Origin of the sequence: Janthinobacterium rivuli, from assembly GCF_029690045.1 — a bacterium.
Lineage (GTDB): Bacteria > Pseudomonadota > Gammaproteobacteria > Burkholderiales > Burkholderiaceae_D > Janthinobacterium > Janthinobacterium rivuli.
The window spans coordinates 3,814,522-3,834,668 of record NZ_CP121464.1 but is presented as its reverse complement, the minus strand read 5'-3'; the positions used below and the strand labels follow the sequence as shown (position 1 = coordinate 3,834,668).

19 protein-coding genes are annotated in these 20,147 nt (G+C 65.6%); 11 read left to right on the top strand and 8 right to left on the bottom strand.

Going from position 1 to position 20,147, the window contains the following annotated elements; all coding sequences use genetic code 11:
* The first annotated feature begins 91 nt into the window (after positions 1 to 91).
* The 9 genes from P9875_RS17405 to P9875_RS17365 all read left to right on the top strand — a co-directional run bounded on the left by P9875_RS17405 (position 92) and on the right by P9875_RS17365 (position 10,168).
* Positions 92 to 1,141 carry a LacI family DNA-binding transcriptional regulator gene (locus tag P9875_RS17405; protein ID WP_278316073.1) on the top strand — a complete coding sequence of 350 codons (1,050 nt, stop codon included), beginning with the start codon at positions 92 to 94 and terminating at the stop codon, positions 1,139 to 1,141.
* Between the two features lie 66 nt (positions 1,142 to 1,207).
* Positions 1,208 to 3,025: a DUF885 domain-containing protein gene (locus P9875_RS17400; RefSeq protein WP_278316072.1), complete on the top strand. Its 1,818-nt coding sequence runs from the start codon at positions 1,208 to 1,210 to the stop codon at positions 3,023 to 3,025.
* Positions 3,026 to 3,126: 101 nt separating this feature from the next.
* Positions 3,127 to 3,582: a homoprotocatechuate degradation operon regulator HpaR gene (gene hpaR, locus P9875_RS17395; protein ID WP_235211677.1), complete on the top strand. Its 456-nt coding sequence runs from the start codon at positions 3,127 to 3,129 to the stop codon at positions 3,580 to 3,582.
* A gap of 315 nt (positions 3,583 to 3,897) precedes the next feature.
* The gene (locus tag P9875_RS17390; RefSeq protein ID WP_278316071.1) at positions 3,898 to 5,064 is read left to right on the top strand and encodes a porin; all 1,167 of its coding nucleotides are present in this window, start codon (positions 3,898 to 3,900) and stop codon (positions 5,062 to 5,064) included.
* 28 nt (positions 5,065 to 5,092) lie between these two features.
* The gene (locus tag P9875_RS17385; RefSeq protein ID WP_255206321.1) at positions 5,093 to 5,608 is read left to right on the top strand and encodes a sorbitol dehydrogenase family protein; all 516 of its coding nucleotides are present in this window, start codon (positions 5,093 to 5,095) and stop codon (positions 5,606 to 5,608) included.
* Between the two features lie 9 nt (positions 5,609 to 5,617).
* Positions 5,618 to 7,228: a GMC family oxidoreductase gene (locus P9875_RS17380; protein WP_278318843.1), complete on the top strand. Its 1,611-nt coding sequence runs from the start codon at positions 5,618 to 5,620 to the stop codon at positions 7,226 to 7,228.
* Positions 7,225 to 8,622 carry a cytochrome c gene (locus P9875_RS17375; protein WP_278316070.1) on the top strand — a complete coding sequence of 466 codons (1,398 nt, stop codon included), beginning with the start codon at positions 7,225 to 7,227 and terminating at the stop codon, positions 8,620 to 8,622. Before P9875_RS17380 ends, P9875_RS17375 begins: the two co-directional genes overlap by 4 nt.
* 117 nt (positions 8,623 to 8,739) lie before the next feature.
* Positions 8,740 to 9,192, top strand: a complete 453-nt coding sequence (locus tag P9875_RS17370) for an RrF2 family transcriptional regulator (RefSeq protein ID WP_278316069.1) — start codon at positions 8,740 to 8,742, stop codon at positions 9,190 to 9,192.
* Positions 9,179 to 10,168: an NAD(P)/FAD-dependent oxidoreductase gene (locus P9875_RS17365; RefSeq protein ID WP_278316068.1), complete on the top strand. Its 990-nt coding sequence runs from the start codon at positions 9,179 to 9,181 to the stop codon at positions 10,166 to 10,168. Before P9875_RS17370 ends, P9875_RS17365 begins: the two co-directional genes overlap by 14 nt.
* On the opposite strand, the gene P9875_RS17360 is transcribed toward P9875_RS17365, so the two are convergent.
* Entirely contained in the window at positions 10,096 to 10,863 is a 768-nt protein-coding gene (locus P9875_RS17360) for an SDR family oxidoreductase (RefSeq protein ID WP_278316067.1), read from the bottom strand. The two genes, P9875_RS17365 and P9875_RS17360, sit on opposite strands and share 73 nt — an antisense overlap.
* Before the next feature lie 123 nt (positions 10,864 to 10,986).
* Between P9875_RS17360 and P9875_RS17355 the strand changes: the two genes are divergently transcribed.
* Both P9875_RS17355 and P9875_RS17350 read left to right on the top strand, forming a co-directional pair.
* Positions 10,987 to 11,910 (top strand): LysR family transcriptional regulator, encoded by a 924-nt coding sequence (locus tag P9875_RS17355; RefSeq protein WP_278316066.1) that lies wholly within the window; start codon positions 10,987 to 10,989, stop codon positions 11,908 to 11,910.
* Between the two features lie 15 nt (positions 11,911 to 11,925).
* The gene (locus P9875_RS17350; protein ID WP_278316065.1) at positions 11,926 to 12,678 is read left to right on the top strand and encodes a DUF4303 domain-containing protein; all 753 of its coding nucleotides are present in this window, start codon (positions 11,926 to 11,928) and stop codon (positions 12,676 to 12,678) included.
* Positions 12,679 to 12,681: 3 nt separating this feature from the next.
* Here the strand turns inward: P9875_RS17350 and P9875_RS17345 are convergent, their stop codons facing one another.
* The 7 genes from P9875_RS17345 to P9875_RS17315 all read right to left on the bottom strand — a co-directional run bounded on the left by P9875_RS17345 (position 12,682) and on the right by P9875_RS17315 (position 19,980).
* A complete protein-coding gene (locus tag P9875_RS17345; RefSeq protein ID WP_278316064.1) occupies positions 12,682 to 13,803 on the bottom strand; it encodes a metallophosphoesterase in 1,122 nt (373 codons plus the stop codon).
* Positions 13,804 to 13,883: 80 nt separating this feature from the next.
* Positions 13,884 to 15,398 carry a response regulator gene (locus P9875_RS17340; protein ID WP_176389897.1) on the bottom strand — a complete coding sequence of 505 codons (1,515 nt, stop codon included), beginning with the start codon at positions 15,396 to 15,398 and terminating at the stop codon, positions 13,884 to 13,886.
* Positions 15,385 to 17,208 (bottom strand): ATP-binding protein, encoded by a 1,824-nt coding sequence (locus tag P9875_RS17335; protein WP_278316063.1) that lies wholly within the window; start codon positions 17,206 to 17,208, stop codon positions 15,385 to 15,387. The genes P9875_RS17340 and P9875_RS17335 overlap by 14 nt, the downstream gene beginning before the upstream one ends.
* The gene (locus P9875_RS17330; RefSeq protein ID WP_278316062.1) at positions 17,205 to 18,290 is read right to left on the bottom strand and encodes an ATP-binding SpoIIE family protein phosphatase; all 1,086 of its coding nucleotides are present in this window, start codon (positions 18,288 to 18,290) and stop codon (positions 17,205 to 17,207) included. Before P9875_RS17330 ends, P9875_RS17335 begins: the two co-directional genes overlap by 4 nt.
* Entirely contained in the window at positions 18,287 to 18,721 is a 435-nt protein-coding gene (locus P9875_RS17325; RefSeq protein WP_051958626.1) for an ATP-binding protein, read from the bottom strand. Before P9875_RS17325 ends, P9875_RS17330 begins: the two co-directional genes overlap by 4 nt.
* 10 nt (positions 18,722 to 18,731) lie before the next feature.
* Positions 18,732 to 19,094, bottom strand: coding sequence for an STAS domain-containing protein (locus P9875_RS17320; protein ID WP_278316061.1), 363 nt, complete (start codon positions 19,092 to 19,094; stop codon positions 18,732 to 18,734).
* A gap of 7 nt (positions 19,095 to 19,101) precedes the next feature.
* A complete protein-coding gene (locus tag P9875_RS17315) occupies positions 19,102 to 19,980 on the bottom strand; it encodes an STAS domain-containing protein (RefSeq protein WP_278316060.1) in 879 nt (292 codons plus the stop codon).
* Positions 19,981 to 20,147 lie beyond the last annotated feature (167 nt).

The following is a 20,147-nucleotide window of genomic DNA, read 5'->3' as shown; positions in this document are numbered from 1 at the left end:
GTAGAATCAGTATAGGGATGAAAATCCGCATTTTTCATCAGGAAATCCATCAAAAAACCATCAATAAACGATCAATTACCATGGACATGGCATGACGCATCCGTTTCCCGTCAAGGTCGTGGCGCTGCAGGCCGGCGTCAGCGTGGCCACCGTCGACCGCGTGATCAAGCAGCGCGGCGGCGTGCATGCCAATACGGTGCGCCGCGTGATGCAGGCGCTCGACGAGCTGGCGCGGCAAAGCACGCAGGTGGGGCTGTCCGGCAGAAAATTCATGCTCGACGTGCTGATGGTGGCGCCGCGCCGTTTTACGGACGCCGTGCGCGCCGCACTCGAATCGGAGCTGCCGTCCTTGCACCCGGCCGTGCTGCGCTCGCGCTTTCACCTGCATGAAACCCTGGAAGTGGAGGGCATCGTTGAACTGCTCGAACGCATCTGCAAGAACGGCAGCCACGGCGTGCTGCTGAAAGCGCCGGACTTGCCGCCCGTGGCCGAGGCGGTGAACCGGCTGGCGGCGGCCGGCATTCCCGTGGTGACTCTGGTGACGGATTTGCCCGCTTCCGCGCGCCGCAGCTATGTGGGCATGGATAACCGCGCGGCGGGTGAGACTGCCGCCTGCCTGATCGGCCAGTGGCTGGGGGCGGGCAAGCGGCCAAGGAAACAGCAAGTGCTGGTCACCCTGAGCAGCAACCGCTTTCACGGCGAGGAAGAGCGCGAGATCGGCTTTCGCCGCGCGCTGCGCGAACGGCACCGCCATTTATCCATCGTCGAAGTGAGCGAAGGCCACGGCATCGACGGCGCCACGGGCGCGCTGGTGCGCCAAGCCCTGGCCGGGTATGCGGACATCGCCGCCGTGTATTCGATAGGCGGCGGCAATGCCGCCATCGTGCAGGCATTCGCGCAGGCGGGCCGGCCTTGCCAGGTCTTCATCGGCCACGACCTGGACGCGGACAACGTGGCACTGCTCAAGTCAGGCGCCATCCAGGCCGTGCTGCACCATGACCTGGGCCAGGACATGCGCCGCGCCTGCCAGGAAATCCTGCGGGCGCAGGGCGCACTGCCCGTCGTGGCGCACGCGCCGCCATTGTCCGCCATCCAGATCGTCACGCCGTGGAACCTGCCGGCCCTGAACGGCCTGAATTGACAGGCATGCGAGGCTGGCCGATACTCGCCGCTTCGCTCATCGTTCACCTCAGGAAGGAATCCCCCGATGTCCGTCACTGCGCAATTGTGCAAGACCGTGCTGGCAGCCGCACTTTCCATCGTATTTGCCATGCCCACCATGGCCGCCGCTCCCGCCATTCCCGCAGCTGCCGCCGCTTCATCGGCCTGGGTTGAAGCGAGCAACCGCAACGCGGCCATCGTGCTGGCGGCGCAGGCGCAGTTCTCGCCCGAAGACGCCTCCGACACGGGGCTGTCCCAGTACGACGGCCTGGCCGCCGACCTGGGGCCGAACATCACCGAGCGCCATGTGGCGGCCATGCAAAAGGCGCGCGCGCAATTGCAGCAAAAGCTGGAACTGGAACGCGACGAACGCATACGCCAGGACCTGGAAATTCTGATCGGCGCCGTCGATCAGGAAATCGCTGGCGCGCAGCTGGAAGCCCAGTACACCTTGCCGTGGGTCGATGTGCCGCAAATGGTCTTTGGCAGCATGCAAAGCCTGCTGCAGGAGCAGCGTCCGGCCGCGCGCCGCGCCAAGGCGCTCGAACGCCTGCGGCGCTACGTGGGCCAGTTCCCGGGCAGCACGCCGATCACGGCGCAGGCCAAGGCGCGTTTCACGGAAAAAATCGGCCAGCCTGGCCTGGCGGGACCCGTGCGCCTGCAGGTGGAGCAGTCGCTGGAAAACGTGCCGACGTATATCGCCGGCATCCGCAAGCTGTTCGCCGACATGAAAATCACTGGCACCGAAGCTGCGCTGGCGGCCATGGAGCAGCAGCTGAACGAGTATGCGGCGTGGGAAAAGCAAGTGGTGCTGCCCCTGTCGCGCACAGATTTCCGCATGGCGCCCGAGCTGTATGCATTCCGCCTGAAGCAGGTGGGCATCGATATCGAGCCGCGCGCGCTGATCGAACGGGCGCAAGTGGCCTACCTGGAAACGCGCGCCGCCATGCAGGCGCTGGCGCCCGTCGTGGCGTCGAAACTGTCGCTGAAGGGCGTGGACGGCAGTGACTACCGCCAGGTGCTGCGCGCGCTGAAAAGCGATTCGATTCCCAACGAGCGGCTCGAAGCGCACTACAAGGGCGTCAATACGCAGCTGGAACAGCGCATCGCCCAGCAGCGCGTGGTCGATATTCCTGCGCGCGCCATGACCATGCGCCTGGCGTCCGCCGCAGAATCGGCGGCCCACCCGGCGCCGCATATGCGTCCGCCTCCGCTGATCGGCAATACGGGAGAACACGGCCAGTTCGTCCTGCCCGTCAGCAATCCGGCCGCCAGCGGCAAGGGCGAAGCGTATGACGATTTCAATTTCGCGGGCGCCGCCTGGACCCTGAGCGCGCACGAGGGCCGCCCTGGCCACGAGCTGCAGTTCAGCGCCATGGTGGAGCGCGGCGTGTCGCAGGCGCGCAGCCTGTACGCGTTCAACAGCGTCAACGTGGAAGGCTGGGCCCTGTACGCGGAAGCGGAGATGATTCCCTACGAGCCGGCTGAAGGCCAGTTCATCGCGCTGCAATTTCGCATGCTGCGCGCGGCGCGCGCCATGCTCGACCCGATGCTGAACCTGGGGCAGATCACGCGCGAAGAGGCGGGCCGTATCCTGACGGATGAAGTGATGCTGTCGAAACCGATGGCGCGCCAGGAGCTGGACCGCTACACCTTCAACATGCCGGGCCAGGCGGGCAGCTATTTTTATGGCTATACGCGCATCCTGCAGCTGCGCGCGGAAACGGAGCTGGCGCTGGGCGAGAAATTCGACCGCCTGGCCTTCAACAACTTCCTGCTGGGGCAGGGATTGCTGCCGCCGGACTTGCTGGCCAAGGCCGTGCGCGAACACTTCATCCCGGAGCAGAGAAAAGCCAAAAGCTGACGCCATGGCATGGGAGCGGCAGGGAAGGGGAATTTTGCCGCTATTGTCTTCGGGCGGGTCGTATAATGCCCCTCATTTGCCGGCCATCCAAGGAGTTCCGCTTGCAGTCACCGATCCGTTATCCGAACATGCCGCAACTGCTGCTGAAGGCCCGCGACAGCCTGCTCCAGCATTTCCGCCCCATCCTCAATCACTTCGGCGTGACGGAGCAGCAGTGGCGCATCATGCGCGCGCTCAATGAAAGCCCGACGCTGGAGCCGCGCGAGCTGTGCGAGATCTGCCAGATTTCCAGCCCCAGCATGAGCGGGATCCTGGCGCGCATGGAAGAAATCGGCTTGATCGGGCGCAGCAAGTTCGAAGGCGACCAGCGCCGCCGCAAGGTGCACCTGTCCGAAGCGGGCGCCAGTTTGCTGATGCAAATGGGTAAGCTCATCGACCTGCAGTATGCGCACCTGGAAGCGGCCTACGGCAAGCAGGTGTTCGAAGACATGCGCCGCGCCCTGGAAGCCTTTATTGCCCTTGAAACCCTGCCGGTGGCGCCCGCCATCCTGCGCTGACCTTTCCATTCCCCCGTTTTTCCGCCTGCCTGACCCTCCACCGGGCGCGTGTTTTTCGACACGCGCCGCCGCTGCTTTCCGCATGCCTGCCGCCGTCATTTCCGCACATTGCGGGGCACGCGGCCGCGCGCTTGCCGGTTTTGCTATAAGACTACGCCCTACAGTCAATCACTTACATGTGAGTAAATAAGCGTATAATTTGCCTCACTTGATCCAAATCAAGAAGAACAGCGGACGCCCGTATCAATGGATGGGGCGGCAACGCGGCGCCACGCCCGTATTTCGCCAGATAAAACAGGAAAGTCAGGAAAAAAAATGAACACACCATGCATGCGCGCTGCGGCGCTGGCCGTTTCCACGCTCATCGGCGCAAACGTTTGCGCCCAAAGCAATGTCACCATTTACGGCGTCGTCGATGCGGCCACCGCCTACGCCAGCAACCAGGGCGGCAAATCGACTACCTACATGCGCAGCGGTAACTTGTCTGCCAGCAAGATCGGTTTCCAGGGCGTGGAAGACCTGGGCGGCGACCTGAAGGCGCTGTTCCTGCTGGAAAACGGCTTTGAAAGCGATACGGGCGCGCAAAGTTCGGCCAGTTCCCTGTTCAACCGCCAGGCTTACGTGGGCTTGCAATCGACAGCCTACGGCAGCGTGACGGCCGGGCGCCAGTACACCCCGTACTACCTGCTGGTGGGTTCCCTGGCATCGAGCAACGTCCTGACGGGTGCCACCGGCGCCCATCCCGGCGATATCGACGGCCTCGATACGACCGTGCGCATCAGCAATTCCGTCACCTACAGCATGCCCGCCTGGCGCGGCTTGCAGGCCAGCGCGCAATACGGCTTTGGCGAAGCGGCCGACGGCAATGCCGCAGGCAGCAGCTTCAGCGCCGCCGTCAAGTACGGCACGTCGCCAGCCGAATTCGCGCTCGGCTATCTGAAATTGAAAAATGGGCAGAATGGCGCCGGCTGGAGCGACAAGGCCTCGGGCAGCTTCGGCATTTCCGCCATCAACCGGGGCTACGCCTCGGCGGAAAGCATCGCGTTCATCGCCGCCAGCGCGCGCTACACCATGGGCAAGTGGATGGTGGGCGCCAATGCCAGCAACGTGCAGTACCAGGCCGGCAGCCGCTCGGCCTTCCGCGACACGGCCATCTTCAACACGGCCGGCCTGATCTCGAGCTACCAGCTGACGCCGCAGTGGTTCCTGTCCGCCGGCTACAGCGATACCTTCGCCAGCCACGCCAACGGCATCGCCGACCGCGCGCGCTACCGCCAGCTGTCGTTCGAGCAGAACTACGCACTGTCGAAGCGCACGGCGATTTACCTGATCGAAGCGCGCCAGCTGGCACGCGGCCAGACCCTGGGCCAGGATGGCGCCATCGTCAACGCCGTGGCCTCGGTCGGCGATTCGCAAAACGGCACGCCGTCGTCGAACGGCGGCCAGACGGTCGTCATGATCGGTCTCAAGCATTCTTTCTGAACGGTTGCTGAACTCACGGGAGCTTCAATTGGACGCTACATATAACAAGGAGGGCCGCGGCCCCCTGAATCCCGGCCGCCGCATGGTGCTGGCCGGCTTGCTGTCGGTGTCTGCCGCGGCGCTGATTCCCTGGGCGCTGGCCGAGCCGGTCGCCAATGCGGAAGAGGGCGCTTTCCTGGCCGTATCCGCCGTGCTGGTGGGCCGCCAGGCACTCGATCCGGATCTGGCCCAGCGCCTGTACAAGGCGCTGGTGGCGCAGGATGCCGCCTTTCCCGCGCACGTGCGCACCCTGCTGGCGCTGATCAACGCGCAAGGACTGAAGAGCGCAGGCATGCAAGCCGCGCTCGATGCGGCGCAGTCGCCGGTGGCCGCCTTGCCGCGCCAGATCGCCAGCGCCTGGTACCTGGGCATCGTCGGCACGGGCGAGGCGGCGGTTTGCGTCGCTTATGAAGAAGCGCTGAACGCAGCCGTCGTCGCCGATGTGCTGGTCCCCCCTTCGTATTCCTACGGCGCCTACGGCAGCTGGGCCAGAAAACCAATCTAAGGAGCCATGATGGCTGAACAATACACTGCCGATTACATTGTGATCGGCTCCGGCATCATCGGTTCCCTGGTCGCGCGCAAGCTGGCGCTGGCTGGCGCCAAGGTGCAGATACTGGAAGCGGGACCGCGCGTGACGCGCGGCGAGATCGTCGGCCGCTTCCGCAATTCCACGCGCCGCAGCGACTTGATGTCGCCGTACCCGTCGGTGCCGACCGCGCCGCACCCGATTTACCAGCCCAAGGACAGCGGCTACCTGGTGCAGGCCGGTCCGTATCCGTACCCGGCCGAATACATCCGCCAGTTTGGCGGCACCTCGTGGCACTGGGCCGCGCAAGCGTGGCGCAACGTGCCGAACGACTTCCGCATCCATACCCTGTATGGCGTGGGCGTCGACTGGCCGATCAGCTATGCAGACCTGGAGCCGTTCTACCAGGAAGCGGAAGACATCATGGGCGTCTCGGGCGCCGACAATACGGGTTCGCCGCGCAAGCAGGCCTTCCCGATGGAACCCGTGACGGAACCGTTTGCCATGCGCCGCATCCGCGAGCGCCTCGACCCCGTCTACAAGGTGGTCGGCAATACGGTGGCGCGCAACAGCGTCAGCTACGATGGCCGTCCGGCCTGCTGCGGCAATAACAGCTGCCAGCCGATCTGCCCCATCGACGCGCAATACCACGGCGGCATCGCCGCGCTGCAGGCTGAGGAAGCCGGCGTCCAAATCCTGTGCAATGCCAACGTCTACAAGCTGGAGCACGACGCGCAGGGCCGCATCACGGCCGCGCTGTACTACGACGTCGACAAAAAAAGCCACCGCGTGACGGCCAAGACGTTTGTTTTGGCCGCCAACGGCATCGAAAGCCCGCGCCTGCTGTTGCTGTCCGCCTCGGAAAAGTATCCGAACGGCCTGGCCAACAGCAGCGACATGGTGGGCCGCAACCTGATGGACCACCCGAGCACTTCGCTCACCTTCGACGCCGATGAAGACCTGTGGCTGGGCCGTGGTCCGCAAAGTCCCAACTCCATCAACACCATGCGCGATGGCGACTTCCGCAGCGAGCATTCGCCGTATCGCCTCGATTTCACGAACATCTCGAGAGTCGACGGCGCCACCAAGGATCTGATCAGCAAGGGCGTGTTCGGCGAAGAATTCGAACAGCAGCTGCGTTTCCGCTCGGCGCGCGAAATGAGCTTGAAGACGGTGCTTGAAGTGCTGCCAAATCCTGAAAACCGCATCACGCTGAGCGAAGAAAAGGACAGCATGGGCATTCCCAAGCCCCAGGCGCATTACGCGATCGATGAATACACCAAGCGCGGCCACGAGCGGGCGAAGCAGGATTTCGAACGCATCGCCAAGCTGATGGGCGGCACCAATCTGCGCCACAGCAAAGAAGGCGTATTTGCCAACAACCAGCACATCTGCGGCACCTTGTCGATGGGTTCCGACCCGGCCAAGGCCGTGTGCGACCAGTGGGGCCGCACGTTCGACCACGCCAACCTGTTCCTGTGCAGCACCGGCGTGCTGCCCACGTCCGGCACCTGCAATTCGACGGAAAACGGCCTGGCCGTGGCGCTGCGCACCGTCAAGCACATCCTCGACGAACAACAGGGAGGCACGGCATGATGGCGATCTTCAGAACGGCGGCCGGCGCCGCCTTGCTGTCCCTCGTGGCCTTGCCGGTGCTGGCGGCGCAAGCGCCGGGCGCTGACGTGCAATCGATCGAACGTGGCCGCTACCTGGCCACGGCGGGCGACTGCATCGCCTGCCATAGCGTGCCTGGCGGCAAACCGATGGCGGGCGGCCTGGCCCTGGCCACGCCGCTGGGGGCCATCGTCGCCACCAACATCACGCCGTCAAAAACGCATGGCATCGGGAACTACACCTTGGCGCAGTTTTCCGCCGCCGTGCGCCATGGCGTGCGTGCCGACGGCGCGCACCTGTATCCGGCCATGCCCTACACGGCCTACGCCAAGGTGACGGACGACGACACGGCCGCCCTGTACACCTACTTCATGCATGGCGTGGAGGCGGTGGACACGGCGCCTTCGCAAAAGACGGACTTGCCGTTCCCTTTCAATATCCGTCTGTCGATGGCGGGCTGGAACCTGCTCTTCCTCGATAAAAAACCCTTCGTGGCCGATGCGTCGAAAAGCATGGAGTGGAACCGCGGCGCCTATCTGGCGCAGGGCCTGGCCCACTGCAGCACCTGCCACACGCCGCGCAATGCGCTGATGGCAGAGCAGCTGTCGCAGGACCTGGGCGGCGCGGACCTGGGCACGTGGTACGCGCCGAACATCACGTCGGACGTCAACAGCGGCGTGGGCGGCTGGAGCCAGCAGGAACTGGCCGGCTACCTGCGCACGGGCCGCGCAGCCAGCAAGGCGCAGGCGGCAGGGCCGATGGCCGAAGCCATCGACCATAGCCTCAAGCACCTGAGCGACGCGGACTTGAACGCCATCGCGCACTATCTCAAGAGTGTACCCGCCATCCGCGACAAGGCGGACGTGAAACCGGTGACGCAATGGGGCCAGGCGGGCGACGAGTTGAACGCCATCCGCGGTGTGCCGCTGCCGCAAAACCTGAACAGGATGTCGGGTGCGCAGCTGTACGATGCGCAGTGCGCCAGCTGCCACCAGGCCAGGGGCGAGGGCAGTTTCGACGGCAGCTTGCCACCGCTGTTCCACAATTCGGTGACGGGCCGCAGCAACAGCAATAACCTGGTGATGGCGATACTCGATGGTGTCGAGCGCCAGGATGGTGGCAGTGGACACCTGATGCCCGCCTTCCGCCAGACCCTGTCGGACGAGCAGATCGTCACCCTCGGCAATTACGTGCAGCAGATGTACGGCAACCCCGCTGTCAAGGTCACGGCGGAGCAGGTGACGACCCTGCGCAATGGCGGTGCGCCGTCCAACCTGATCGGCCTGGCCCGCGCGGGCATCATCGTCGGCGTGCTGCTGCTGGGCTTGCTGCTGTGGTGGCGGGGACGGCGGCGCAAGGAAACATCAGCAGTGTAAAAATACACCCTGAAGCAAGGGCTGGGGTCAGAACCGACAGGGTCTGACCCCTTTTTTTTTACGCAAGAATTTGCAACTGGTTTGCATCTGCGGAAATTATGTACTATCATTAGTTACATGAGACGCGACAGCAAACTATCATCGATCCTCCATGTGCTGCTGCACATGGCCCATGCGGGACGCCCGATGACGTCCGAAGAACTCTCCGGCTACCTGGACACCAACCCCGTGCTGGTGCGGCGCGTGATGGCCGGCTTGCGCGAGCGCGGCTACGTGGCATCCATCAAGGGGCATGGCGGCGGCTGGCGCATCGTCTGCGACCTGCACAAGGTGACCCTGCAAGACATATACGTGGCCGTGGGTTCGCCCACCATTTTCGCCATGGGCAACCGCGTCGACCAGCCGGGTTGCCTGGTCGAGCAAGTGGTCAACCAGTCGCTGGCCGGCGCCTTCGATGAAGCCGAGGCGCTGCTGATCCAGCGCTTTGGCGCCGTCACCCTGGCCGACCTGGCCGACCGTTTCAGCCAACAATACGCCATTCACAAAGGAGCTCCACATGCACATTCCTGAATCGCCTGGCATCCCGTTCGATGCCATCATCGTCGGCGGCAGCTACGCGGGCCTGTCCGCCGCCACGCAACTGGCGCGCGCCCGCCGCCGCGTCCTGGTGATCGACGGCGGCCAGCGCCGCAACCGCTACGCCAGCCATTCCCACGGTTTCCTGACCCAGGACGGCAGCGGCACGGCCGCCATCGCGGCCGAGGGCAAGGCGCAGTTGATGGCGTATGCCAGTGTCACCTGGCTGGATGGCATGGCCGTGCAAGCGGCGGCCAACGGCGATGGCGACGGCTTCGACGTCACCCTGGCGGATGGCCATGTCGTGCACGGCCGCCGCCTCGTGCTGGCCACTGGCGTGATCGATGAATTGCCGCCCGTCGATGGCCTGGCAGAGCGCTGGGGCGGCAGCGTTTTTCACTGCCCGTATTGCCACGGCTATGAACTGGAGCAGGGCGCCATCGGCGTGCTGGCCACCGGCGCCCTGTCCATGCACCATGCCTTGATGCTGCCCGACTGGGGCACGGTGACTTTTTTCCTGAATGGCGCGTTCGAGCCCGATGCGGCGCAGCTGGAACAACTCGAGGCGCGCGGTGTAACGCTGGTGCGCACGCCCGTGGCGCGGATCGACGGCGTGGCCGACGTGGTCATGACGGACGGCAGCTGCCACGCGATGGCCGGCCTGTTCGTGGCGACCCGCACCCGCCTGGCCAGTTCCCTGGCCGGTGAATTGGGCTGCTTGCTGGAAGAGGGACCCATGGGACCGTTCGTGCGCACCGACGAGCAAAAGGCCAGCAGCGTGCCTGGCGTCTTTTGCTGCGGTGACGCGGGCCGCATGGCGGGCAGCGTGGCGTTCGCGGTGGCCGATGGCGCCATGGCAGGCGTGGCGGCGCACCGTTCGCTGATGTTCGGACTCGATCAGGCGGCAAAACCGCCATCGATCTTCAGTCCCGTGCCCGTGACGAACGCCGCTTCCGCGCTGGCCAGATAGGCAACCATGCCGGCGATTTCATCGGCCGTGCCGTGGCGGGGCAGGGCCATCAGGCCGTGCATCAGGTCGGCGAAGTCGCCCGTCGGCGGATTCATGTCCGTGGCGACGGGGCCAGGTTCCACGTTGTTGATGGTGATGCCGCGTGGGCCAAGGTCGCGCGACAGGCCTTGCGTCAGGCCGCTCAGCGCCGATTTGCTCATGGCGTAGGCGGCCGCGCCGCCGAACGGCATGCGGTGCGCATTCGTGCTGCCGATGTTGATGATGCGCCCGCCCGTTGGCATGTGCGCCACGGCCGCCTTGATGGCCACGAACACGGCGCGCACGTTGACGTTCAAGGTCTTGTCGAAGTCTTCCAGCGAAAAATCATCGATGGCGCCGGGCAGGAACACGCCCGCATTGTTGACGAGGATGTCGACACGGCCGAACTGCGCCGCCACCTTGGCGATGGCGGCCGTCAGGGCGGAGGCGTCGGCCGCATCGGCCTGCACGCCCAGGGCCTTGCCGCCGGCCGCCTCCACTTTGGCGGCCAGCGCCTGCGCTTCGGCGGCGGAACTTTGATAGGTGAAGACGACGTTGGCGCCCTGGCTGGCAAGGCGGCGCACGATGGCGGCGCCGATGCCGCGCGAGCCGCCCGTCACAAAGGCGATCTTGTCTTGCAGTGGCAAGGTGGTGCTGGTGCTGGCTGGGGTTTGCATGATGAGCTTTCTGAGTGAGGAGTCGAGGAATTCAGTATCTGCCTTTCATTCCTGCCGCGCTAGCCAGCAATCCCTACAATCACTTTCAACCATTGCTATCAAATGAGCAGGTAGAATAAGCGCATGGAAGCCCTCAATCACTTGCAATCGTTCGTGCTGTCTGCCGAGCTGGGCAGCTTTTCCGCGGCCGCGCGCCGCCTGGGGCTGACGCCTGCTGCCGTCAGCAAGAACGTGGCGCGCCTGGAAGCGAGCCTGGGGTTGCGGCTGTTCCAGCGCAGCACGCGCCGCCTGACCCTGACGGAAGGGGGCGAGCGCTTCCTGCAGCAGATCGGCGGCGCCCTGTCCACCTTGCGCGAAGCGATCGCCGGCGTGGCCGAAGAGGGCGGCCAGCCGGCCGGCATCCTGAAAATCAGCATGGCGCCGTCGTTCGGGCGCAGCTACGTGGTGCCCTTGCTGGGCGACTTCATCGCGCGTTACCCCGGCGTCATCCCCGACTGCCATTTCGACAACCGGCAAGTGGACCTGATCGGCGAAGGCTTTGATGTCGCCATCGGCGGCGGCATCGAATTGACGCCGGGCGTGGTGGCGCGCGAACTGGGCCACGCCCACATCGTCGCCACGGCGTCGCCCGCCTTCATGCAGGGCAAGGCCATGCCCGTGCATCCGTCGGATCTGGCCCAATTCGATGGCGTGACGCGCCGCTCGGCTGGCAGCGGCAGATTGCGCAGCTGGATACTGCGCGACGGTTCCGGCGGCGAAGGCGTGGCCGAATGCCGGCCGCGCGCCATCTTCGACGACCCGGAAGCGATGGCGCAGGCAGCCATCCTCGGCGTCGGCGTGGCGCTGCTGCCCATGCCGCACGCGCTGGCCCACTTGCGCAGCGGCGCCCTGGTCCGCTTGCTGCCCGGCTGGCATGCCGATTCCGGCCCCCTGTCCGTGTACTATCCGAGCAAGAAACTGCTGCCCGCGAAGACGCGCGTGTTCGTCGATTTCTTGCTGGAGCAATTCCGCCAGCGCGATTTCGCCGCGCAGATACGGCCCGATTAAACAATGAAAAATCTTATGCCTGACAATTACAGCCTGTTTTATACCTTCGACCATGACCAGCCGGCCCGCTTCCAGGAAGTGCGCGTCTTCGGCGCCACCGTGTGGACGGCCGCCGGTGCGGCCATGACCTGGGGCGAGGAGACGCGCACGCAGTACGCGAGCGTAGCCGAAGCGCAGGCCGCCTATCTGGCCCATTGCGACGCGGCTGTCGCCGGTGGCCATATCCTGGCGCGCGCCATGCTCATCGACCCTGCCGTTTTCGATTTCGCGCTGCTGCACACGCTGGTGGCGGACGCCGCGCGCCGGGCTGTCGCTGCCGTGCGCCGTGCGCATCCCGATCAGCACATCGACGCTTTCGCGCTGGTCAGCGACGACAGCGCCATGACCATCGGCCCGGCGGCCAACAGCCGCGAAGCGCTGGCCGCCTCGGAATACGGCGAAGAGATGTTGTGGAATCCGGCCGAATGGGCGTTTGAGGATGGGGTCGCGTATTTCGACAGCGCCTACCGTTTGCTGCTGCAGGCGCACCGCGACTTGCCGTTCGGCGTCGATTTCAGCACTTTTCGCAGCGGCGTGTTCGAGGCCTGCATCGCGGCGCTGGCGCAGCTCGATGGCGAAGGCTGTTTTGGCGTGGGAGTGCAGCGTGACGATTTCGTGCTGCTGTTCGAGGTCAGCGACAGCGACGCGGTGGAAGGTGCGATGGCACGATTGAATCCGCCGGCCGTGCTGGCGCGTTTCGAGGCGTGGATGGCCAGCTGGGAGGAGTGAAGTTTACGCTGCCACCAGCCTCAGTCTCGTGATTTCCGCCGGCGCGCCGATGCGTTTCGGCGGGCCCCAGTAACCCGTGCCGCGGCTGACGTAAATCCACAAGCGGCCTTGCCGGTGCAGTCCCGCCACGTAGGGCTGCTGCAGCGGCACGAACAGATTCCATGGCCAGAACTGGCCGCCGTGCGTGTGGCCCGACAATTGCAGGTCGTAGCCTGCCGCTTCGGCCTCGGGCGCGCTGCGCGGCTGGTGCGCCAGCAGGATGCGGGGGAGATCGGCCGGTGCGCCGGCGATGGCCGCTTGCGGGTCGCTTTTCTGGGCCGGGTCGAAACTGCCCGCATTGAAATCGGTGACGCCGGCCAGGGCCAGGCGCGCGCCGTCGTGTTCGAGCACCGCATGTTCGTTCATCAGCACGCGCAAGCCCAGGCGGCGGAACTCCGCCACCCACGGTGCTGCACCTGAATAGTATTCGTGGTTGCCCGTCACGAGGAAGACGCCATGGCGCGCGCGCAGCTCGCCCAGTGGCGCCGTATGGCTGCCCAGTTGCGCCACCGTGCCATCGACCACGTCGCCCGTGATGGCGATGATGTCGGCCCGCAGGCCGTTGGCGCGCGCGACGATGGCTTCCACGTAGGCGCGCTTGATGGTGGCGCCCACGTGGATGTCGCTCAGTTGCACGATGGTCAAGCCCTGCAAGGCGGCCGGCAGGCCGGCGATGGGCACCGTCACTTCGCGCACGCGCGCCACCTTGCGGGCGTTGATGAAGCCGACGATGGTGGCCAGCAGGGCCAGAAGCAGGACCAGCACGGCGGACGCCTGCGCGTGCGGGCGGGCGGCGGGAATCAGCAGGGTGAGTTCGCGCAGCACGGTGAGCACGAACAGCGAGGAAAAAAAGCCCATGCACAGCGAGCCGGCCCAGCTCAGGCGGTCGGCCAGGCGCGCATCGTTGGTGACGGCGCGGGCGAAGATGGTCATCGGCATGAGCATGGTCGAGGCCAGCAAGACGGCGCCGCCCAGCAGCCAGCCGGCCAGGCCGACGGGCAGGGCCGGCAGCAGCAGCCAGCCGAGCAGGGCGTGCAGGGCGCCCAGTATCATGGTGATGCGCAGCAGCGGCGTGCGGGTTTTCATGTGATGGTTCCAGAGGTGAGGCGGCCGCCGATTATAGCGGACGCCCTGGCAACGCGCAGCCGCCATCCCCGCCATCGCGCTCAGGGCGCGATATGCAATCCCAGCATGGCCAGCTTGCCGAAATCGACGGGTTTGGCAAAGTGTTCATTGAAACCCGACGCCAGGGCCGCCTGCCGGTCGTGTTCCTGGCCATAGCCGGTCAGCGCGACGAGCAGGAATTGCTGCGGTATCGGCAGCTGGCGCATTTTGACGGCCACGTCGTAGCCGCTCATGTCGGGCAGGCCGATGTCGAGAAAGACGATGTCGGGCTTGAATTCCAGGGTGCGCTCGGTCGCTTGCGTGCCCGTGTAGGCCGTGCGCACCGTGTGGCCGTACATTTCCAGCAGTTCGGCCAGGGTGTCGGCCGCATCGCAGTTGTCGTCGACGACGAGGATGCGCTGGCTGCCGCCGGTGGCCGCTTCCGGCACCGGCGCGGCCGGCTGCGGCAGGTTGGCGTCGAGCGGCAGGATGACTTCGAAGGTGCTGCCCAGTCCCACGCCGGGGCTGTGCACGCTGACCTGGCCGCCGTGCAAGGTCACCAGATTGCGCACCAGCGACAGGCCGATGCCCAGGCCGTCCTGCACCCGGTCGGGCGAGTGGCCGCTTTGCTCGAACAGGCCGAAGATGCTGTCGATATTGGCGGCGGCGATGCCGATGCCGTTGTCGCTGAGGCGGATGCGCACATTGTCGCCTTCGCGCGCGGCGGTGATGGCGATGCGCCCGCCCGGCGCCGTGAACTTGGCCGCGTTGAGCAGCAGGTTGGCGACGATCTGCGACAGGCGCACGGCGTCGCCGCAGACCCACAGTTCTTCCTTGGGCAGGTTCACGTCCAGCGCATGGCCGCGCGCTTCGACGCTGTGCGAACTCGTCTCCAGCGCGCTGCGGATGACGCTGGCCAGGCTCACGCTTTCCCATTGCAGCGAGATCTTGCCCTGCGAGATGCGCGACACGTCAAGCAGGTCGTCCACCAGGCGCACCAGGTGGTCCGTGTGGCGGCCGATGGTGCGGCGCGCATTGTCCTGCACGGCCGGCACGACGGGGTCGAGCTTGCACAGCAGGGCCAGCGCCGTGCGGATGGGGCCCAGCGGGTTGCGCAATTCGTGCGCCAGGGTGGCCAGGAATTCATCCTTGCGGCGGTCCACGTCGCGCAGCGCGCGCTCCACGCGGCCCAGGCGCAGCAGCGCCTTGACGTTGGCGATCAGTTCATCGGCCTCGATCGGCTCGACCAGGTAGTTGTCGGCGCCGCCATCGAGGGCGCGGATCTTGTCGGCCGAGCCGATGCAGGAAGCGGACGTCTGCAGCACCAGGATGGTGTTGGTCTCGGCGCCGCCCTTCAATTGGCGGCACACTTCCAGGCCGTTGATGTCGGGCAGCTTGACGTCGAGGAGGATCAGGTTCGGGCGGTCCTGGCGGGCGCGCAGCAGCGCGTCGCCTCCGTTCGAGGCTTCGATGACCTTGAAGCCGGCGCGTTTGAGGATGCGCGACTTGGCGTAGCGTGCGCCATCGCTGTCATCGACGTTCAGGATCAGAGCATCGCTGTTGTTATCCGGTAGCATGCGCATTGTCCCAGGTGGTTGTGCCTTGCGGCGGAACCGGCTCTTGCCGGTGGTGTGTATTGCCGATCAGCGCGCGCAGGGTCGCCAGCAATTGCTGGCGCGACAGCGGCTTGACGTAGTAGGCGTCGGCGCCCAGGGCCAGGCCCTTGCGCACGTCGTCGATTTCGGTGGCGACGATGACGGGCACCTGGCGCCGCAGCGGGTCGTTTTTCAGCTCGGCCAGCCAGTGCCAGGCCGTTTCGCCGTGCAGCATGATGTCGAGGATGACGGCGGCGGGACGCTGCTGTTCCCAGCGCTCCTGCGCCTCGCGCACGCTGCGCGCGGGAACGACGCGAAATTCGCTGCCGGCCAAAAATTTTTCATACAGCAGGCGCACGGGCGGATTGTCTTCCACCACCAGCACGCCGATGCGCTGGTCGTTGCCATTGTCGTTGGCCGGCGCGCTGGGCGGCAGGCTGCCTTCGGGCGCATGGTAGCTGGTGGGCAGGACGACGGAAAACAGCGAGCCCTCGCCAGGCGTGCTTTCCACGCTCACCGTGCCATTGAGCAGGGTGGCCAGGTTGCGGCACAGGGGCAGGCCCAGGCCCGTGCCCTTGACCTTGCGCTGCATGTGGTTTTCCACCTGGCTGAATTCCTCGAAGATCAGCTGCACGTCTTCGGCGGCGATGCCCAGGCCCGTGTCGGAGACGGAAAAGCGGATGGCATCCTGCTCCGGCAAGCTCGTGGCGCTGACGATGATGGCGCCCGCTTCCGTGAACTTCAGGGCGTTGGCGATGAAGTTGCGCAGGATTTGCGACAGCTTGCCTTCGTCCGTATGGATATGCAGCGCCGGGTCGGGATCGATGAAGGTCAGGGTGAGCGATTCGGACACCAGCAGCGGACGCAGCATGCCGCGCAGGGCGCTGAACAGGTCGGCCACCTGAAAACTGTTGGCGTGCACGTCGACCTTGCCCGCCTCGATCTTGGCCAGGTCCAGCAGGTCGTTCACCAGGTCGCTCAGGCTGACGGCGCTTTGCAGGATGAACAGCACCTGCTTTTCCTGCTCCTCGGACAGCTCGCCGTCGATGCGGTCGAGCAGCAGCTTGGACAGGGCGCGGATGGAGCTGAGCGGCGTGCGGAATTCATGGCTCATGTTCGACAGGAAGCGCGATTTCATCTGGTCGGCGCGGCGCAGGTGGTCGGCTTTTTCGTCGAGTTCCGCGAACAGCGCCACCACGCCACGGTTGGTGTCTTCCAGTTCGCGCGTCAGTTGCAGCAGGTCGTCCTGGCGTGTCTTCAGTTCGGCCAGGGTGGTCAATAGTTCGCGGTTCTGCTGCTGCACTTCGGACAGCGTGATATCCGATGGCAGCGCCTGCAGGCTGCCGGACAGCGTGCCGATCATGCTGCCGTCGAGCAGGGGAGCGTCGCGCGGGAACAGCTTGTGCAGCGTGATGTGCGTGCCGTCGCCGGGCGTGCTGTGGATATGGCAGCGGTCCATCAGGCGCTGGGCGCCCAGAATGCCCAGGCCCATGCCCGTGGGTGAGCGGTAGGTGCCGGCGAATATGCGGTCGAGCTGCGCGATGCCGGGGCCCTGGTCTTCGATGCGGATGCTGAGCACCTGCGGCGCCGTCTGGCCATCGATGGCGAAATGCACCTTGCCGCTGCCGGCGTAGTTGTAGACGTTGCGCGCCAGTTCCGACACGGCCGTGGCGATGCGCACCTGGTCCTGCACGCCGAAGCCGCACAGGGCGGCGATTTGGCGCGCGCGCTGGCGCGCTCCCACCACATCGAGTTCGCTGCCGATATGGGCCGTCAATATGCGTTGCGTCATGTTGTTTCGCTCCTTTCCGTACCGGCCGGCAGGTGCTCCTCGTGTTCGCGCAGCACCACCACCGTGACGTCGTCGCGCCCGCGCGCAAAATCGCGGTACAGCACGGCGGCGACGAGGCTGGGGTGGCAATGCACCAGGCCCGGATACTGTTCCAGGTCCCAGCGCGTGTGCAAGCCGTCCGAGTGCATGATCAAGGTCGCGCCCAGCTGCCACGGATAGCAGAATTCCTGCACCTTGCGCAGGTTGCTGCCGACGATGCCGTTATGCGACAGCAGATGCCGGCGCTGCTGCGCATCGAAGGCGCAGGCGGCGATGTTGCCTACGCCCGCAAAGCGCAATTCGCGGCGCGCGCTGTCGATGTGCGCCACCGCCAGGGCCGCGCCGCGCGTCGTGCGCAGGGCGCCGTGGGCCAGTTCGATGAAGGGGGCGGGCAGGGGCGGCAAGCCGGGTGTGTCAGTTTCCAGCAAGGCGCTGGCGCGTTCCGAGGCGCGCGCCGCCAGCGGGCCGTGACCCAGCCCATCGGCCACCAGCAAGCTCAGTTCATGGCCTTCGCAGACCACGTTCCAGGCGTCGCCGCACACCTGTTCCGAGGGCAGCGGCAGGCACACGGCGCCGACCTGCCAGTTCGGATGGGCGGGAATGGCGCTACTGGCATGCTGTCCCCAGACCACCACCATCAGCACCGTGCCCTTGCCGGGCGCCGTGTACAGGTCGAATTCCTGACCCAGGCGGCGTATCGCGCCCAACCCCACGCCGTAGGTGCCCGTGGTGGAATGGCCATCGGCCATGTGCTGGCGTACATTGCCCATGCCGGGGCCGTTGTCGATGGCCAGCACCTCGATGCCGCTGGTGCCGCCGCGCAGCACCTTGCGCAGCAGGATCTCGCCGCGTTGCGCATGCTTGACGATGTTGGTCGCCGCTTCGCTGATGATGATGGCCAGCTGGCCCGTGCGCACGTCGTCGAAGCCGATGCGCCGCGCCAGTTCGTTGCCGGCGCGCCGGGCCGCGGCGATCTCGCTCGGCTCGCTGATGGGAAAACTGCGTTGCCTGGCTATGTCAGGGGCTTGCTCGATGTGGTTCAAAACAGCTTCCATTTCGCGATGGTGACGGTGGTGCCCGCGCCGGGCGCCGTGTCGATGTGAAATGCGTCGGCCAGGCGCTTGGCGCCGCCCAGCCCCAGTCCCAGTCCGCCGCCGCTGGTATAGCCATCGGTCAGCGCCAGGGGGATATCGTCGATGCCCGGTCCCGCATCGACAAAGCGCAGTTCCAGTCCCTGCCGCGCGCCATCGCAGACGCGCGCGATGCGCGCTTCGCCGCCGCCGCCGTAGCGCAGGGTGTTGCGCGCCAGTTCGCTGGCCGCCGTGATGATCTTGGTCTGTTCGATCAGGCCAAATCCCATGGCGACCATGCTGTCGCGTACCTGCTTGCGCAGCCGCACGACGTCTTCGTCGCTGTGCAGGGGCAGGATCTGCTGCGCCTGTTGCACCCCTGCCTGTGCCTGCGCGCCTAGCATGGCGCCCCCGTCATGCGCATGCGCCGTCCCGTTCCAGCAGCTTGATGCCCCGTTCCACGTTGAGCGCCGTGCTCACGCCTTCCAGGGTCAGGCCCAGTTCCACCAGGGTGATGGCGACGGCCGGCTGCATGCCGACGACGACGGTGTGCGCATCGAGGATCTTCGCCATCGCCGCCGTGTTGCTGATCATGCGGCCGATGAAGGAGTCGACGATGTCGAGCGCGGAAATGTCGATCAGCACGCCCGTGGCGCGGTCCGTCACGATGCGGGTGGTCAGGTCGTCCTGCAAGGTCATCGCCAGGCGGTCATGCATGTCCACCTGGATCGTCACCAGCAGCAGCCGGCCCATGCGTAAAATGGGGATTCTATCCATAGGCGCCTCAGTGTTGTTGCTGCTGGTAGGTGATGCTGGAGCCCGTGCGTTTCAGGGCCACGACGAAGGCGTCGGCCAGGGTGGCCTTGGTCATCACGTCTTCCAGGTTGACGCCCAGATGCACGATGGTTTGCGCGATCTGCGGGCGGATGCCGCTGATGATGCAGTCGGCGCCCATCAGGCGCGCGGCGGCGATGGTTTTCAGCAGGTGCTGCGCCACCAAGGTGTCGACGGTCGGCACGCCCGTGATGTCGATGATGGCGATCAGGGCGCCCGTGTCGACGATCTTTTGCAGCAGGCTTTCCATCACCACCTGCGTGCGGGCGCTGTCGAGCGTGCCGATCAGGGGCAGGGCCAGCACGTTTTGCCACAGCTGCACCACGGGCGTGGACAGCTCCAGCAATTCCTGCTGCTGGCGCAATATCACCTGTTCGCGCGCCTTCTGGTAGATGGCGATGGTCAGCAGGCCCAGTTCGTCGAACAGTTTGCTGGTGCTGACGATGGCGTCGCCCAGCTGCTCCGGCTGCGCCGTGATTGCCTTGCGCAGGTAGCCGAACAGCGGCTCCTTCAGGGCGAACATGAAGCTGGCCGTGTCGATCGGCGAATAGCCCTGGCGCACGCGCGACTGCGATATTTCCGCGAGCAGCTGGCGCGTATCGTCCCAGGCGCCGCCTTCGAGATCGAACGAGTCGCCGCTTTCCAGCGCGCCCGCCAGCAGCGGCAGCAATTGCGATGCCTGCTGGCGCAGCTCGTTTTCGGCGATCTTGTCGCGCCGCACCAGGCGGGCGATCAGGCCGGCCATCCAGCCGTCCAGCAGTTCCGTGTGGTGCTCGTTGATGATGCCGGCCAGTTGCTGCGCCTGGCCTGTGCCCGTCTTGTTTTTCATGCTCATCCTTGGCTGGAGTGGGGGTTGCGGCACGGCCGCAAACGGGCCCGCGCTGTGATGAAGAAATTATAGGCAGACATGGCCGCAGCTTGTGTTCCATGCCGCACATAGTGGCCATGTCAGTATGAAATACTGGCCATTTAAAGATGCATGTAATTTGCATGTTT